The following is a 16,834-nucleotide window of genomic DNA, read 5'->3' as shown; positions in this document are numbered from 1 at the left end:
GTTCGTCCAGCAATTAACGTAGGTATTTCGGTATCTCGTGTTGGAGGTAATGCTCAAATTAAATCGATGAAAAAAGTAGCTGGAACATTAAAACTAGATCAAGCACAATTCCGTGAATTGGAAGCGTTTGCAAAATTTGGTTCTGATCTTGATGCGGTTACATTAAACGTAATTGAAAAAGGAAAAAGAAATGTTGAAATCTTGAAACAAGGTTTAAACTCTCCTTATACTGTTGAAGATCAAGTAGCAATTATCTACGCGGGTTCTAAAAACTTATTAAGAAATGTTCCTGTAAATAAAGTTAAAGAATTCGAAAAAGATTTTATCGAATACTTAAACAACAAGCACAGAGATACGTTAGATGCTCTTAAAGCGGGTAAATTAGATGACAAAATCACAGATGTTATCGAGGCTACAGCTAAAGAATTATCAGCAAAATATAACTAAAATTATTTTAAATTTTGAATTATAAATTTTAAATGGAATCCATAATTTATAATTCAAAATTTACAATTTAAAATAATAAAATGGCAAATTTAAAGGAAATCCGTAATAGAATTACTTCCGTTTCATCGACGATGCAAATCACATCGGCAATGAAAATGGTTTCTGCAGCAAAATTGAAAAAAGCACAAGATGCAATTACAGCGATGCGACCTTATGCCGAAAAACTAACGGAATTATTGCAAAATCTTTCTGCTACACTAGATGGTGATGCAGGTGGAGAATTCACAAAACAACGTGAAATTAAAAAAGTTTTAGTAGTGGCTATCACCTCAAATAGAGGTTTGTGTGGTGCTTTTAATACCAATGTAATTAAGGAAGTGAAAAACCGTGCCGATTTTTATGCAGGAAAACAAGTAGATGTTTTTGCTATTGGTAAAAAAGGAAACGATGTTTTAAGTAAAACTCTTTCTGTTGTTGATAATCAAAGTTCAGTTTTTGATGCATTAACTTTTGATAATGTGGCGCAAATAGCTCAAACATTAACTGATAAATTTACCTCTGGTGAATACGACAGAATCGAAGTTATTTACAATCAATTTAAAAATGCTGCGACACAAATCGTTCAAACAGAACAATTTTTGCCATTAGCACCTATAAAAACGGACAAACCAGTTTCGACAGGAGATTACATTTTCGAACCATCTAAAGAAGAAATTGTATTAACATTGATTCCTAAATCATTGAAAACACAATTGTACAAAGGAATTAGAGATTCATTTGCTTCAGAACACGGAGCGCGTATGACTGCAATGCACAAAGCAACAGACAACGCAACCGAGTTAAGAGATCAATTAAAATTAACTTACAACAAAGCGCGTCAAGCAGCGATTACTAATGAAATTTTAGAGATTGTTGGTGGAGCGGAAGCTTTGAAAGGATAGGGAATAAATTTCAAATCTTGAAAGTATTACAAAAGAAACGTCTTAAAAATTTTATTTTAAGACGTTTCTTTTTATCCAAATAATTCACTAACGATATCCTCGATTTTTGCTACTAGTTGGATCTTGATTCCAGTGTTTTTCAACGAAATTTTATTGTATTTAGACACATAAATGGTCGAAAATCCTAATTTTTCAGCTTCTTGAATGCGTTGGTCTACACGATTTACAGGACGAATTTCGCCAGAAAGTCCTACTTCGCCCGCAAAACAGAAATCTTTGTTGATGGGAATATCCTCGTTTGATGATAATATGGCAGCTACAACTGCTAAATCTATTGCAGGATCATCTACCGAAATTCCACCAGTAATATTCAAAAAAACGTCTTTAGCTCCCAATCGAAAACCAGCTCTTTTTTCTAAAACAGCTAAGATCATATTCAGTCGTTTTGCATTATAACCAGTGGTACTTCGTTGCGGTGTTCCATAAACAGCCGTAGAAACTAAGGCTTGTATTTCTATCATTAACGGACGCATTCCCTCTAAAGTTGAGGCAATTGCAGTTCCTGATAATTCTTCATTTTTATGAGAAATTAAAATCTCTGATGGATTAGAAACTTCTCGTAATCCAGAACCTTGCATTTCATAAATTCCTAATTCGGCAGTAGAACCGAATCGATTTTTTAAGGAACGAAGAATTCTGTACACATGATTTCGGTCACCTTCAAACTGCAAAACAGTATCAACCATGTGTTCCAAAATTTTTGGTCCAGCGATGCTTCCGTCTTTTGTAATATGTCCGATCAGAATAACGGGAACATTGGTTTCTTTGGCAAATTTTATTAACTCGGCAGTGGTTTCTCGAATTTGAGAAATACTTCCCGGAGAGGATTCTATATAATCTGTATGTAGGGTTTGTATCGAATCGATGATGACAATTTCAGGTTCTATTTCCTGAATTTGACGAAATATATTTTGTGTTTTAGTTTCGGTAAGAATGTAACAATTATCACCATTTGGAGTGATTCTTTCGGCACGCATTTTTATTTGTTTCTGACTTTCTTCGCCCGAAACATATAAGGTTTTGTATGGTAATTTTAATGAAATTTGAAGCAAAAGTGTGCTTTTTCCAATACCAGGTTCTCCACCTAAAAGGATTAACGATCCGGGAACTATTCCGCCACCAAGCACACGATTTAATTCTCCATCGCAAGTATCCATTCGGATTTCTTGTGTAGAATCTATTTCTTTTACTAAAAGGGGTTTGGAAGCTTTTTTTATTTCCGACGTATCGGCTTTCCATGCTACTTTTTCTTCTTTTTGAATAATTTCTTCAACAATGGTATTCCATTCTTTGCAGGCATTGCATTGTCCTTGCCATTTGGAATATTGCGATCCGCAACTTTGGCAAAAAAAAGACGTTTTTACTTTGGACATTAGGTGGGAATTACGAATTAAAAATTACGAATTACGTTTAAAATTTGGGTTGTAACAAAATTCGCAATCACTTGAAACGAAGGCTGTACTACGGTATAGTTAGTTTATGAGTTTACAGGAAAGAATAATAAAGTTCTAACCTTTTTTCCATCTTTTTCTGCGGGAATCCATTTTGGAGATAATTTGAGAATTCTTATTGCTTCATTCTCGAATGCTTCATCAACATCACTTTTCACAACCTGAACTCGTTTGATTGATCCGTCTGATTCGATAACAAATGATAACAGTATTTTTCCAGGTATTCTATTTTCAGGTCTAACAAAATTTTTCATAAAATATTTGTAGAATTTGTCCATTCCTCCTGGGAATTCTGCTTTCACATCAATGTCGGTAACATTATAAATTAGTTCTTCCCCAGCAGCAACTGAACTTTCGTTATCTTGGCTTAAAACAGTTTGAAAAGAAAATAATAGAATTAAAAAAAATAGATTCTTCATGAAATCACAGTATTATTGAGTTATCGTTTTGCAATATTGCACATGATTTATTACTTCTTATGGTTTTTTCTCTTCTGTTGGGGTTTCTGTTGTAGGCGTATCAGTAGCAGGTGTGTCTGTTGTGGGAGTATCGGTCGCAGGGACTTCCTCTTCAATAATTTCTTTGGCTTTACCGCCTTTTAAACCTTTAGATTTTACAGGGATTAATTTTTTTAAATCCTCAGCTTTGTTCATCATCATGTCTTTTGTTAGTTCACGAATCTCTTGTTTCATAAAAGCATTTTGATAATATTTCACCGCTTTTTTTATGTCGTTTGTTTTTTCGTAAAACATCGCCATGTGGTAATCATACAGCATACTTTTTTCATACTGTTGGCCAGAGATTTGAGCTAATTCTTCGAAACCTTTAAAATCACCAGATTTTAAAATTGCATTTTCGATTGCTTTAAAATCACTTAATCTAACGTTCATTTTTATACCTAATGATTTTTCGATGGTTTCATATTTGTCGGTCAAATATTTTGCATGATTATCTGGTAAGACAGCGATTTTCTCTTGGTATTCCATAGACGAAATAGGGCGGTAAACAGAAAAAATTTGGTACAAAGCATTTGGAATTCCGTTTAATACTAACGAATAGTGAGAAGCATTTTTAAAATCATCAAATCCGTAATTTAAAAACGGATTTTTTACCGCGGTGATATTTTTATCTAAAGCTTTTATTTGGGTTTGAAACTTTTTTAAATCTCCATCTGATGTTGCTTGATAATAAAATAAAGGTTCTTTTGTAGCAGCCAATCTTTCGGGAATTCTTTCTATCATTCCTTTTGCTAATTCTGGACTCAAAGAAATAAATCCTGTAAATTGAGGGATATCTTTATATAAAAAGGAATTTAAAAAACCTGCTGTAGCATCTAGTCCTGCAATAATTTTGAACGGTGCAACTCTGTATTTTTTTTCGAGATGAGGAATTAATTCGGCAGCGATAAATTCAAAAAAAGCACCACCTTTTTTTGATGGCAAACCAGTTGTTAAGTCAAATTCAGAATCGTCATAACGCTCTTCTTTTGCATTTTGGTTTATACCTATTAAAATAACTTCAGGAATATCGTCCCAATAATTTCCAAACGCAAGATTTCCTTCAAAAGGGGCAAATAAATATTCACTGTCTAAAACTAAAACTAATGGATATTTTTTCTCTAGATTTTTTTCGTAAGACGCAGGTAATTTTATGGTTATTTCTCTATCAGCATTTAGTTTTGCTGAATGAATAGTTTCGGTAGTGATTTGAGAAAACAATGTTGCAGAAAACAACAATGATATAACAAAGAATATATTTTTCATAATGTAAAAATTATATGAGTGAGTATTTTTGAAGTAGCAATATAATAATTATTTTCTATTTAATAGAGGAAGAAACAAAAATGACAAACCTCCTAAGACGATCATCAAAACAGTTTGAGAAGCCCAAGTTAACCAGCCAAAAGCTGTTCCGGCGGTGTCAGGAACTCCATACAACATAAATATTTCGGCAATAATTAATGGGTAAACGCCAAAACCGCCATTTGTAAAACCTACAGCTAAGGTTCCGAATATAAAAGCAATAGTTACTGCGCCAAAGCTAATATTGCTAGTTTCTTTTAAAGCAAATATGGTAACATAAAACATCAAAATGTAGGTAAACCAAATGAATAATGAATGGAAAAGGAATTGCCATTTATTTTCCATTTTTAAAATACTGCTCATACCTTCTATTAATCCGGAAAGTTTTTCTTTGATAGTAGAAACTATTTTCCATTTAGAATAAAACCATACAAGAAGAAAAACAACAAATCCGATAAATCCAATTAATGCTAAAAGAATTAGATTTGTAACTGGAATTTTTTCTAATATGTAACCTTTAAGGACTTTAAACTGAAGCAATAATGATGCAAAAACAAATAGTAAAAAAATAAGTGTATCTACAACTCTTTCGGCAACAATTGTTCCAAAAGCTTTGTCGAAAGGCATGTTTTCATACTTTTTTAACACTAAAGCTCGGGAGAACTCTCCAGATCGTGGAATAGTTAGATTCATAAAATAACCAACACAAACAGCCATTAAGTTGTTATAAAAATGTGTTTGATAACCTAAATGTTGTATGGCGTATTTCCAGCGATAGGCTCTTGATATAAAACCAAAAAGTGCAATAAATAAAGATAAATAGATATAGAAATAATTAGCATTTTTGAAGTAGCTTTTTATTTCATGTATTTGTTCGTGAGTAAACTCGTTATACTTATATTGTATAAGATATATTCCTAAAATAAGAGGTAGTCCTATAGAGAGCCATTTACCAATTCTTTTTTTCAAAATATTATTTCAATGAATTATCTTTTTCGTTAGGGAAAACCAACCAAGGTTTAAAGGTTTTTGCTTTTTCAAAATCCATGCGAGCATAAGACATAATAATAATAATATCTCCTTTATGAACCTTGCGAGCTGCAGGACCATTTAGAGTAATTTCGCCCGAATTTTTTGCACCTTTTATAGCGTAAGTTTCAAAACGTTCTCCGTTATTTATGTTTACAATATTTACTTTTTCGCCTTCAATAATGTTAGACGCTTCCAGTAAAACCTCGTCAATAGTAATGCTGCCAATATAATTTAAATCGGCGCCGGTTACTGTTACTCGGTGTATTTTAGATTTTACAACTTCAATTTGCATGGTACAAAGGTAATTATTTTAATGAAATGTTATCAATCAATCTTATATTGTTCACAAAAACTGCAATAAAGGCACGATAATTCTTATTTTTATTTTTGCGTTTGCAGGTAAGAAGCGTTTCTTCATCGGCAATTTCGAAATATTCTAACTCGAACAATGATTGTTTTTTAAATGTTTTTATGACCCATTTAGTTACTTCGTTAGCAGTTTTCGTGCCAAAAAGCTTCTTGGCATCTGTTAAATTTTTATAAATCATAGACGCTTTTACTCTTTCATCTGCCGAAAGGCGTTCGTTTCTAGAACTCATTGCTAGGTTGTTTGCTTCACGAAAAATGGGACAACCAACAATTTTTACTGACATACTATTTTTCTGAACCAATTTTTTCACAACAGCCAATTGTTGAAAATCTTTTTCGCCAAAATAGGCATTGGTAGGATTTATAATTTCAAACAATTTTTTTACAATTGTTCCTACTCCGTCAAAATGTCCTGGTCTGTGTTTGCCTTCCATTTCAAATTCTAAACCATCATAATCAAACGATTTTGAAACTGTTTTGCCTTCATAAATATCGTCAACAGAAGGTGCGTAAATTATAATTTCAGGATTTAATGATTTTATTTTCTCAGCATCGCTTTCTAATGTTCTAGGATATTTATTTAAATCATCTGAGTTGTTAAACTGCGTTGGATTTACAAAAATGCTTACAACTGTAAAATCATTATTTTTTAAAGATGTTTTCATAAGAGACAAATGTCCTTGATGCAAAGCACCCATAGTAGGAATAAATCCAATTGTTTTATTTTCTTGTAAAAAAGGTTTCAAATAAGCTTTTAACTCATTTTGTTTGTCAAAAACAGTCATGTGTAAAACATTAAAATTCAGTGCAAACTTACTATTTTAGTCAATATCAACATAAATTTTTGTAATTTTGCAAATGATTTATGTCCTAAAGCCTAAACAAAATAAAAAATGGAGGATAAAAGAATTTTATATGTATCATCTGAAGTAGTGCCTTATCTTGCTGAAAATGAGGTTTCTTTGATGTCGTATGACGTGCCAAAAATGATTAATGATCAGGGCGGACAAATAAGAATTTTTATGCCACGTTATGGCAATATAAACGAAAGAAGACATCAATTACATGAAGTTATTCGTCTTTCAGGAATGAATCTCGTTGTAAATGATGCTGATATGCCACTAATTATTAAAGTTGCATCGATACCAAAAGAGAGAATTCAAGTTTATTTTATTGATAACGACGAATATTTTAAACGTAAAGCTACTTTTACAGATGAAGAAGGTGTTATGTTCCCGGATAATGATGAGCGTGCTATTTTCTTTGCGAAAGGAGTTGTAGAGACTGTTAAAAAATTAAATTGGGTTCCAGACATTATACACGTACAAGGCTGGATGGCTGCAATGCTTCCTATATATATGAAACATTTTTATAAAGATGAAGCCTTATTTGCTGATACTAAAATTGTAACATCAGTATTTAATCAGTCATTCGATGGAAGTTTAGATGTTGGAATGAGTAAAAAAATACAATTTGATGGTGTTCCTCAAGGTGCAATAGCTGAGCTAGATAATCCTACTTTTGAAAACATCATGATGGCATCAATAAATCATTCTGACGGTATAGTTATTGCTTCGGATAGCATTTCTTCAAATTTAACAAAATTTATAGAAGCTTCAAAAAAACCTTTTTTACCTTTCGCCCACAAAGATGAGTTTGCGGAGGCTTACACACAATTTTACAAAAATCAAATATTAGGTTAATGATGAATACCACTTTTTTAAGAAAGCTAACAGTTGTTTTAGTTGCTATATTTTTCGCTTCATGTGATAAAGATTATAATACATTAGGAACAGACATTGTAGGCAATGAGAATTTCTTGTTTGAAAATTTTACAGGACCATTGGATATATCAGCAGACAATCGAAACACAGGAGAAGTTCAGTCGAATAACTTGCCTATAAATTCACTAGGATATTATAACAATAGCGTTTTCGGGAAAAGTGAGGCTAGTTTTGTAACACAGTTACAATTAGCAACGGTTGCTCCCGCTTTTTATGATACGGCGACAAATATTGTAGTAGATTCGGTATATATTTATGTGCCTTATTATTCAACACTTTCAAGTACAGATGCAACTACAGGAGATAGAACTTATGAGGAGTTAGATTCTATCTTACCTGCAAAGAAAATAGATCAGAAACCAATTAAATTAAGCATATATCGTTCGGGATATTATTTAAGAGACTTTGATCTAGCAAGCGGGTCAACAGAAGCACAAAAATATTACAATGATCAACCAGAAATAGAAGCACAAAAAAGTCAGCTTTTAGCGACTGATGATAATTTCGAATTTAAAAATACAGAAATTAAATTATTAAAGCCTTCAGGAGAGGTAAAGCAAAGACTTTCTCCAGGATTGTTTTTTAATTTAGATGCAACAAATATAGCCTATTTCAAAACAGCTATTATACAAGCATCCTCAGGTGATTTGGTTAACAATAATGCTTTTAAGAGTTATTTTAAAGGACTGTATTTTAAAGCTGAAAATTCTCCGTCAAGTCCAAATCAAGGAACAATGGCGAGAATAAATTTTGCTGGAGGTTCTGTTACGATAGTATATCATGACTTCTCCTCAGCGCCCACAACAACTATACCAATACCACCAACTGAAAGGAAAACAATTGTCTTAAATATGTCTGGAAATACTGTAAATTTGCTAAAAGACACACCAACCGCAAATTATCTACCCTCATACACAGCACCAGTTACAAATCCAGATAGATTATATCTAAAAGGAGGTCAAGGATCTATGGCTGTTGTTGATTTATTTGGAGGAGAGCTAAATAAAAATTCTGCTACACTAAATAGAATGAGAGATGAAAAATGGTTGATAAATGATGCAAGTATTACTTTTTACGTAGATCAGACTACTATGGGAGCAACAGAGCCAGAGCCTAACAGATTATATTTATATGATTTAACAAATAAAAGACCTATTATAGATTATTATTATGATACATCCACTAGCGGAAATTCAAAGTACAACAAGTATATTCACGGAGGATCACTTTTAGATGATAATTCTAAAGTAATTAGTTACAACGGTACAATAAGAGGGACTAAATATAAAATAAGAATTACAAATTATATTAGAAACCTTGTAAAAAATGGTAATTACAAAAATGCCGATGGTTCAAATGATATTACAAAAGATTCTACAAATGTAAAACTAGGATTAGTTGTAACAGAAAATATAAACACAGTTAGTATTGCATCATTTAAAAATCCTTTTACTTATACAATGAAGGATGATAACGGAGCTAACATTACAAAAACATCAAAATATCTTCCTGTAATGTCTGTTGTAAATCCTATAGGAACTGTACTTTATGGAAGTGGAGCTGGCGTTCCTAGCGACAAAAAAATAAAACTTGAAATTTATTATACAAAACCTAATTAATAAAAAATATATGTGTGGAATTGTTGGATATATAGGTCATAGAGAAGCATACCCCATTATAATAAAAGGACTAAAGCGTCTAGAATACAGAGGCTATGATAGTGCTGGTATTATGATTTATGATGGAATAGACTTAAAATTATCTAAAACTAAAGGAAAAGTTTCTGATCTTGAAGAAAAATCATTAAAAGAAATTTCTACCAATGGAACAATAGGAATGGGACATACCCGCTGGGCAACTCACGGGGTTCCAAACGATGTAAATTCACATCCACATTTATCAAACTCAGGAAATTTAGCAATAATTCATAATGGAATTATCGAAAATTATGAGCCACTAAAAAAAGAATTAATCAATAGAGGTTATACTTTTAAATCTGACACAGATACAGAAGTATTAGTGAATCTTATTGAAGATGTACAAAAGAAAGACAATCTTAAGTTAGGAAAAGCAGTTCAAATTGCTTTAAATCAAGTAATTGGAGCATATGCAATTTGTGTTTTTGACAAGCAAAAACCAGACGAAATTGTGGTTGCCCGTTTAGGAAGCCCCTTAGCAATAGGGATAGGAGAAGATGAGTTTTTTATAGCTTCAGATGCAACACCATTTATAGAATATACTTCAAACGCTATTTATTTAGAAGATGAAGAAATGGCTATTGTAAGACTAAATAAACCATTAAAGATTCGTAAAATAAAAGATGATTCTCTTGTAGATCCATATATTCAAGAACTTCAAATGAATTTGGAGCAAATTGAAAAAGGAGGTTACGATCATTTTATGATGAAAGAAATCTATGAGCAACCAAATGTTATAAAAGATACCTACCGTGGTCGTCTTCATGCCAATGAAGGTCTAATAAAAATGGCGGGAATTGATGATAACATTGATAAGTTTATCAATGCAAAACGTATCGTAATAATTGCTTGTGGAACTTCATGGCACGCGGGATTAGTTGCGGAATATATTTTTGAAGAATTTGCACGTATTCCAGTTGAAGTAGAATATGCTTCAGAATTTAGATACCGAAATCCAATCATAAATAATGATGACGTTATTATTGCTATTTCTCAATCAGGAGAAACAGCCGACACATTAGCGGCAATAAAATTAGCCAAAGAAAATGGCGCATTTGTTTTTGGTGTATGTAATGTGGTCGGTTCATCTATTTCTAGAGAAACTCACGCTGGTGCTTACACCCATGCTGGACCGGAAATTGGTGTGGCTTCTACAAAAGCTTTTACTACACAAATTACCGTGTTAACAATGATTGCATTGCGTTTAGCAAAAGCAAAAGGAACTTTATCGAACTCAGATTTTCATAGATACCTACAAGAATTAGAAATTATTCCTGAAAAAGTTGCTGAGGCTTTATTAACAAACGATAAAGCTAAAGAAATTGCAGCAGTTTTTAAAGATGCTACAAATTTCTTATATCTAGGAAGAGGTTATAATTTTCCAGTAGCTTTAGAAGGTGCTTTAAAACTAAAAGAAATTTCATATATCCATGCAGAAGGCTATCCAGCTGCTGAAATGAAACACGGTCCAATTGCCTTAATCGATGAACACATGCCAGTAGTAGTAATTGCTCCTAAACAAGGACATTATGATAAAGTCGTAAGTAATATTCAGGAAATTAAAGCAAGAAGTGGAAAAATAATTGCAATTGTAACAAAAGGCGACACACAAGTTCGCGAATTGGCAGATTATGTTATAGAAATTCCAGATGCAGCCGATGCTATGTCTCCCTTGTTAACAACGATTCCGTTACAATTATTATCATATCATATTGCAGTAATGAGAGATTGCAATGTAGATCAACCAAGGAATTTAGCTAAGTCTGTTACTGTAGAATAAATAAAAAAAGAAGTATATTTTATTAAAAGCGAGATTAATTCTCGCTTTTTTTATACAATTAACATTTTTTTTTAAGTAATTAATTTTTAAATAATTGCAACTATAATGACAATTATTATGTATGCATAATATTTATATTAAGCATAATTGTTAAAATACTATTAAATATTTAAAGAATAAAGAAAAATAGGTTTTAAAAATTATGTATAACCCAATGTCTTAGCTAATTTTTTTATCAATCTTTAATAGTAATATTAAAAATATTTGTAATTTGGCTATCTAAACCAATAAAATTCAAAACGAATGAGAATCTACTTTATTATTTTGTCATTGTTTTTTTGCGGAATCTCGTTTGCGCAAAACACAATTTCAGGTACAATTACCGACACTAACAATCAACCTATTCCTGGGGCGAATGTTAAAGTAGTAGGAACATCACTAGGAACCTCTGCGGGTTTCGATGGAAAGTTTCTGCTTAAGAACCAAGAATTTCCAGTTTCAATCGATGTGTCAATGATGGGTTATGCTAGTCAAACCGTTGTAATATCATCTAAAGATCAAGTTGTTGTCGTTGCTTTGTCTGAGGAATCTTCAACTACATCTCTTAATGAAATTGTAGTATCAGCTTCTAGAGCTCCAGAAAGAATCCTAGAATCACCTGTAACGATAGAAAGAATGGGTTTAAAGGATATTAAAAACACAACAGCTCCTTCATTTTACGAAGGATTAGAAAATTTAAAAGATGTTCATTTTAATACCAGTAGTTTTAATTTCAAGTCTGTGAACACAAGAGGTTTTGCATCTGTTGCAAACACTCGTTTTTTACAGTTAGTTGATGGTATGGATAACTCTTCTCCAGCATTAAACTTTGCACTTGGAAACTTATTAGGAGTTTCTGACATTGATGTTGCAAGCGTTGAGATATTACCAGGTGCTTCTTCTGCATTATATGGTGCAAATGCATTTAACGGTGTTATGTTTATGAACAGTAGAAGTCCTTTCGTTAAGGAAGGAATTTCAACATATATGAAATACGGACAAACGTCTCAAACAACAGCAGGAAATAATCCTTTTTATGACTTCGGATTTAGAGCTGCTAAAAAATTTACAGATCATTTTGCTGCCAAAGGGAATTTCTCTTATCTATCTGCTAAAGAATGGATTGCTTCTGATGACAGAAATGTTTCATTAGGTGCCGTAGACAATGGTGCAATTGGACATGGAACTAATCAAAACTATGATGGAGTAAATTTATATGGTGATGAGGTTACAACTTTTATTCCAAATGTAGGACAAGTAAGTAGAACAGGATATAAAGAACAAGACTTAACAAATAATAAAATTGAAAGTGTAAAAGCTGATTTCTCATTACACTTCAAACCATGGGCAAATGATTTTGAAATTATCTTACAACATAAATTAGGTTTTGGTAACACCGCTTATCAAGGAGCCAACAGATATGCACTTAAAAACTTCTACATGGATCAAACCAAATTAGAAGTAAAAGGGAAAAATTTCTTTGCAAGAGTTTACAGAACAGCTGAAGATGCTGGAGATTCTTATGATACACGTTTTGCAGCTTGGAACGTAAATAGAGAAGCAAAGTCTGATACAGAATGGTTTACAAACTATGCAACTGCATATCAAGTATCTGGTGCATCTGGATTTGCTACTACTGCTGAACAACAAGCAAGTATAGCAAGACAATATGCAGATTATAATCAACTACCTGCAGGTTTAGCTGCTTTAAATTTACCACAATTTGCTATTGCTCCTTCAGGAAGTCCAAGATTTGAACCAGGGTCTGATCAGTTTAATAAAGCATTAGCTAAAATAATCGCAGATCCAGACTTTACAAAAGGAGCTAAATTTCAAGACAAATCAAAAATCTACCACGGAGATGTAAACTACAACTTTAAAGATTTAGTGAAATTTGCTGAAATTCAAGTTGGAGGTTCTGCAAGACAATATGTGATGAATTCTTTCGGATCAATTTTTACAGATTATGATGGTCCTTTAAAATATAATGAATACGGAGTTTACACTCAACTTCAAACTAAATTAATGGACAGTAGATTAAAACTTACAGGGTCTGTTCGTTATGATAAATCTAAAAATTTTGATGGAAATTTCTCTCCTAGAATATCTGCAACTTATGGGGCTGGGGCAAACAAACAACATAATTTTAGAGTTTCTTATCAAACAGGTTTCCGTAATCCAACTACACAAGATCAATATATTGGTTTAGATTTAGGGCCATTCGCATTAATTGGTTCTGCACCTGAAAACTTATTAAGATATACAGAAACTAGAGGGATAAGTGCTACAGGACAAGGAGCATATAACTCGGTAACTAATCCAACTGGTGTAGGTTCTGTTGCAACAGTTCAGATGAGTGGGAACAATGCTTATCACAACGCATATACGGTTGAGTCATTTAAAGAATTCGCAGCGACTTCAGATCCTTCAAAACTAGTAGTAGCAACACCAGGATTAGTTAAACCAGAAAGAGTTCAAGCAATCGATTTAGGTTATCGTACTGTAATTAAAGGTTTTTCTGTAGACATCAATGGATACTACAATACTTATAACGATTTCTTAAGTCAAACTAACACAATTGCACCTTTATACGGGGATGTAAATGTGCCTATTAATACTACTTTAGGTTTAGATCCTAACACAAACCCTTCAATACTTCCTTTATATGCTCTTAAAAATGGAGATAGAAGAACATACCAAGTATATACAAACTCTAAAGCTAAAGTAAATTCATTAGGAGTAGGAGTAGGTTTGTCTAAAAAAGTTTATAAAAACTTCGAATTAGGAGGAAGTTATAACTATTCTCAATTTGATTTTGATCAAGCATTAGATCCAAGTTTTGAAGTTGGTTTCAATACACCTAAACACAGAGCAAAAGCGAGTTTTGGTAATGATAAATTATTTAAAAACTTTGGTTTCAATACAAACGTAAGATGGAATAGTGAATATTTATGGCAATCATCATTTATTGATGGTATGATTCCAGAAAATGTTGTTTTTGATGCTCAAATTAACTATGCAATACCATTCTTAAAATCAGTAATAAAACTTGGTGGTGCTAATCTAGGAGGTAAGGATTACATACAAGTATTAGGGGCTGGAGCAATCGGGCAACAATACTATGCTTCTTGGACTATCAACCCATAATAAAAAAATATAATAATTTTAGAGTTAAGAATTATGAAAAAAAACATAAAATGGCTACTGTTGGTTTCTTTAAGCTTTGTAGCATGTAATAATAATGATGAAGTAGCTTCAGAGGGTCCTGCAACTGCTGGTTCAGCCAACTTCTCTAAATATGTGGCATTAGGAGATTCTTTTGCTGCGGGTTATAGCGATGGAGCTTTGTTTAAAAAAGGACAAATGAACGCATATCCAAACATTCTTGCTGGGCAATTTGCTCAAGTAGGTGGAGGAGCTTTTAATACTCCTTTTTGTGGAGATGATAATCTAGGAGGTCTATTGTTTAGTGGTACGCCAATAGCAGCAACAAGATTGTATTTTAATGGAGTTGGTCCCGTAAGTGTTGCTGGAGCTCCAGTTACTGAGGTGTTAAACCATTTGACAGGCTCATTTAATAATATGGGTGTTCCAGGTGCTAAAAGTTTTCATTTATTAGCGCCTAATTACGGAAGTGCAGCTGGAGTTCCAGCAGGAACTGCAAGCCCTTATTTTGCTAGATTTGCATCTTCGGCTACTACAACTGTTTTGGCAGATGCATTATCCCAAAACCCTACTTTCTTTTCTTTATGGATCGGAGGTAATGATGTTTTAGGATATGCTACAGGAGGTGGAGTAACCACAGCAGAATCCGCTTCAACAGGAAATGATATCACTCCAGATGCAACTTTTGATGGTGCATACAACGCTTTAGCTAGTCAATTATCTGCTGGAGGGAAAAAAGGAGTAGTTGCAAATTTACCATATGTAAGTACATTACCTTATTTTAAGACTGTCCCTTACAATCCAGTAACTCTTAATGCTACTCAAGTTGCTCAACTAAATTCAGGATTTGCTACATATAATGCAGGTTTAACATCGGCTGTGGCTGGTTTAGGATTATCACAAGCAGAAGCAGACAGAAGAAAAGTTGTTTTTGTTGTTGGCTTAAACCCTGTTATTATTGTAGATAATTATTTGACTAATCTTACAGCTTATTCAATTCCGTCATATAGACCAGCAACTTCTGCAGATTTATTAGTATTACCATCAAGAACATTTATTGGTACTCTAGTAGGTGGTAATCCAGCTGCTATAAATGGTGTTAGTGTGCCATTAGCAGATAAGTGGGTTTTATCTAAAGAGGAAGTAGGCGAAATACAAGCCGCTACTGACCATTATAATGAAACAATTTTTGCTGCGGCCGATGCTAACAATTTAGCAAAAGTTGATGCTAAAGCAATCATGACTCAATTAGTAAACGGAGGGGTTAGTTTTGGGAATTATCACATGACAGCTCAATATGTAACTGGTGGCGCATTCTCTTTAGATGGAGTTCATCCATCATCTAGGGGATATGCTCTTATTGCTAATAAATTCTTAGAAGCTATAAATTCTAAATATGGTTCTACACTTAAAGCAGTAGATTTAGGAAACTATCCAATACAGTTTCCAGCTTCTTTTTAAGAAAAAGGATAGTTAAATATATAGAAGCCACCAGCGAAAGTTGGTGGCTTTTTGTTTTAAATAAAATATTTTAAATAGAGATTTTAAAAAGACATTAAAAAACACAAAAAAATTATTGATTTTATATTTTAAAAATTATCTTTGCAGTCTGAAAATAGACATATTTTCTATAAACCTAAATAGCTATTTAATAAATACATAAGCAATGTCAAAAGTAATAGGAAAAGTTTCGCAAATCATCGGCCCAGTTGTAGACGTAGTATTCAACGGTAAAGATGTTGAGCTTCCAAAAATTTATGATTCATTAGAAATCACTAAGAAAGATGGTACTTTATTAGTACTTGAAGTACAATCTCATATAGGAGAAAATACAGTTCGTACCATTTCTATGGACTCTACTGATGGTTTAAGTAGAGGTTATGAAGTTGTTGGAACTGGAAATCCAATCAAAATGCCAATTGGAGCAGATGTTTACGGACGTCTTTTTAATGTAATTGGTGATGCAATTGATGGTTTAGGAAATTTACCTAAAGATGGTGAAAACGGAATGTCAATTCACCGTCAAGCGCCAAGATTCGAAGACTTGTCAACCTCTTCTGAAGTTTTATTTACAGGTATCAAAGTAATCGATTTAATTGAGCCTTACTCAAAAGGAGGGAAAATTGGATTGTTTGGTGGTGCTGGAGTAGGTAAAACAGTATTGATTCAGGAATTGATTAATAATATTGCAAAAGGTCACGGTGGACTTTCAGTATTCGCAGGAGTAGGAGAAAGAACACGTGAAGGAAATGACTTACTTCGTGAGA

Annotated in this window: 12 protein-coding genes and 2 pseudogenes; 8 read left to right on the top strand and 6 right to left on the bottom strand. The window is 32.8% G+C overall.

Going from position 1 to position 16,834, the window contains the following annotated elements; translation table 11 throughout:
* Together ABI549_RS10555 and atpG are read left to right on the top strand one after the other, a co-directional pair.
* Positions 1–447 (top strand): annotated as a pseudogene (locus ABI549_RS10555) (F0F1 ATP synthase subunit alpha); the annotation flags it as partial.
* Between the two features lie 80 nt (positions 448–527).
* Positions 528–1,388, top strand: a complete 861-nt coding sequence (atpG, locus tag ABI549_RS10550; protein ID WP_348076417.1) for an ATP synthase F1 subunit gamma — start codon at positions 528–530, stop codon at positions 1,386–1,388.
* Between the two features lie 71 nt (positions 1,389–1,459).
* Here the strand turns inward: atpG and radA are convergent, their stop codons facing one another.
* The 6 genes from radA to panC all read right to left on the bottom strand — a co-directional run bounded on the left by radA (position 1,460) and on the right by panC (position 6,887).
* Positions 1,460–2,821: a DNA repair protein RadA gene (radA, locus tag ABI549_RS10545; protein WP_348076416.1), complete on the bottom strand. Its 1,362-nt coding sequence runs from the start codon at positions 2,819–2,821 to the stop codon at positions 1,460–1,462.
* Positions 2,822–2,925: 104 nt separating this feature from the next.
* Positions 2,926–3,318, bottom strand: coding sequence for an energy transducer TonB (locus ABI549_RS10540; protein ID WP_348076415.1), 393 nt, complete (start codon positions 3,316–3,318; stop codon positions 2,926–2,928).
* Between the two features lie 57 nt (positions 3,319–3,375).
* Positions 3,376–4,662, bottom strand: coding sequence for an alpha/beta hydrolase-fold protein (locus tag ABI549_RS10535; protein ID WP_348076414.1), 1,287 nt, complete (start codon positions 4,660–4,662; stop codon positions 3,376–3,378).
* A 48-nt stretch (positions 4,663–4,710) separates the two neighbouring features.
* The gene (locus ABI549_RS10530) at positions 4,711–5,670 is read right to left on the bottom strand and encodes a lysylphosphatidylglycerol synthase transmembrane domain-containing protein (RefSeq protein ID WP_348076413.1); all 960 of its coding nucleotides are present in this window, start codon (positions 5,668–5,670) and stop codon (positions 4,711–4,713) included.
* Positions 5,671–5,674: 4 nt separating this feature from the next.
* Positions 5,675–6,025, bottom strand: coding sequence for an aspartate 1-decarboxylase (gene panD / locus ABI549_RS10525; protein WP_011962286.1), 351 nt, complete (start codon positions 6,023–6,025; stop codon positions 5,675–5,677).
* 13 nt (positions 6,026–6,038) lie between these two features.
* Entirely contained in the window at positions 6,039–6,887 is an 849-nt protein-coding gene (gene panC, locus ABI549_RS10520) for a pantoate--beta-alanine ligase (protein WP_348076412.1), read from the bottom strand.
* Between the two features lie 108 nt (positions 6,888–6,995).
* Here panC and ABI549_RS10515 point away from each other — a divergent pair, with 108 nt between their 5' ends.
* From ABI549_RS10515 to ABI549_RS10490, 6 genes and pseudogenes are all read left to right on the top strand, one after another.
* On the top strand, positions 6,996–7,805 hold the full coding sequence (locus ABI549_RS10515) for a glycogen/starch synthase (RefSeq protein ID WP_348076411.1): 810 nt from the start codon (positions 6,996–6,998) through the stop codon (positions 7,803–7,805).
* Entirely contained in the window at positions 7,805–9,505 is a 1,701-nt protein-coding gene (locus tag ABI549_RS10510; RefSeq protein WP_348076410.1) for a DUF4270 domain-containing protein, read from the top strand. The genes ABI549_RS10515 and ABI549_RS10510 overlap by 1 nt, the downstream gene beginning before the upstream one ends.
* 10 nt (positions 9,506–9,515) lie before the next feature.
* Positions 9,516–11,363 (top strand): glutamine--fructose-6-phosphate transaminase (isomerizing), encoded by a 1,848-nt coding sequence (glmS, locus tag ABI549_RS10505; protein ID WP_348076409.1) that lies wholly within the window; start codon positions 9,516–9,518, stop codon positions 11,361–11,363.
* Between the two features lie 303 nt (positions 11,364–11,666).
* Positions 11,667–14,549 (top strand): TonB-dependent receptor, encoded by a 2,883-nt coding sequence (locus ABI549_RS10500; protein WP_348076408.1) that lies wholly within the window; start codon positions 11,667–11,669, stop codon positions 14,547–14,549.
* A 33-nt stretch (positions 14,550–14,582) separates the two neighbouring features.
* Positions 14,583–16,028 (top strand): G-D-S-L family lipolytic protein, encoded by a 1,446-nt coding sequence (locus ABI549_RS10495; protein ID WP_348076407.1) that lies wholly within the window; start codon positions 14,583–14,585, stop codon positions 16,026–16,028.
* Between the two features lie 205 nt (positions 16,029–16,233).
* Positions 16,234–16,834, top strand: a pseudogene (locus ABI549_RS10490) (F0F1 ATP synthase subunit beta); the annotation flags it as partial.

It is taken from the genome of Flavobacterium sp., from assembly GCF_039932285.1.
In the GTDB taxonomy this organism is placed as follows: Bacteria; Bacteroidota; Bacteroidia; order Flavobacteriales; family Flavobacteriaceae; genus Flavobacterium.
The sequence above is the reverse complement of the archived record's forward strand: the minus strand, read 5'-3'. Positions and strand labels throughout refer to the sequence as shown.

Excerpts from the sequence above, each read along its gene's own strand:
- atpG (WP_348076417.1), top strand. The coding sequence starts at position 528 with ATGGCAAATTTAAAGGAAATCCGTAATAGAATTACTTCCGTTTCATCG.
- radA (WP_348076416.1), bottom strand. The coding sequence starts at position 2,821 with ATGTCCAAAGTAAAAACGTCTTTTTTTTGCCAAAGTTGCGGATCGCAA.
- ABI549_RS10540 (WP_348076415.1), bottom strand. The coding sequence starts at position 3,318 with ATGAAGAATCTATTTTTTTTAATTCTATTATTTTCTTTTCAAACTGTT.
- ABI549_RS10535 (WP_348076414.1), bottom strand. The coding sequence starts at position 4,662 with ATGAAAAATATATTCTTTGTTATATCATTGTTGTTTTCTGCAACATTG.
- panD (WP_011962286.1), bottom strand. The coding sequence starts at position 6,025 with ATGCAAATTGAAGTTGTAAAATCTAAAATACACCGAGTAACAGTAACC.
- panC (WP_348076412.1), bottom strand. The coding sequence starts at position 6,887 with ATGACTGTTTTTGACAAACAAAATGAGTTAAAAGCTTATTTGAAACCT.
- ABI549_RS10515 (WP_348076411.1), top strand. The coding sequence starts at position 6,996 with ATGGAGGATAAAAGAATTTTATATGTATCATCTGAAGTAGTGCCTTAT.
- ABI549_RS10510 (WP_348076410.1), top strand. The coding sequence starts at position 7,805 with ATGATGAATACCACTTTTTTAAGAAAGCTAACAGTTGTTTTAGTTGCT.
- glmS (WP_348076409.1), top strand. The coding sequence starts at position 9,516 with ATGTGTGGAATTGTTGGATATATAGGTCATAGAGAAGCATACCCCATT.
- ABI549_RS10500 (WP_348076408.1), top strand. The coding sequence starts at position 11,667 with ATGAGAATCTACTTTATTATTTTGTCATTGTTTTTTTGCGGAATCTCG.
- ABI549_RS10495 (WP_348076407.1), top strand. The coding sequence starts at position 14,583 with ATGAAAAAAAACATAAAATGGCTACTGTTGGTTTCTTTAAGCTTTGTA.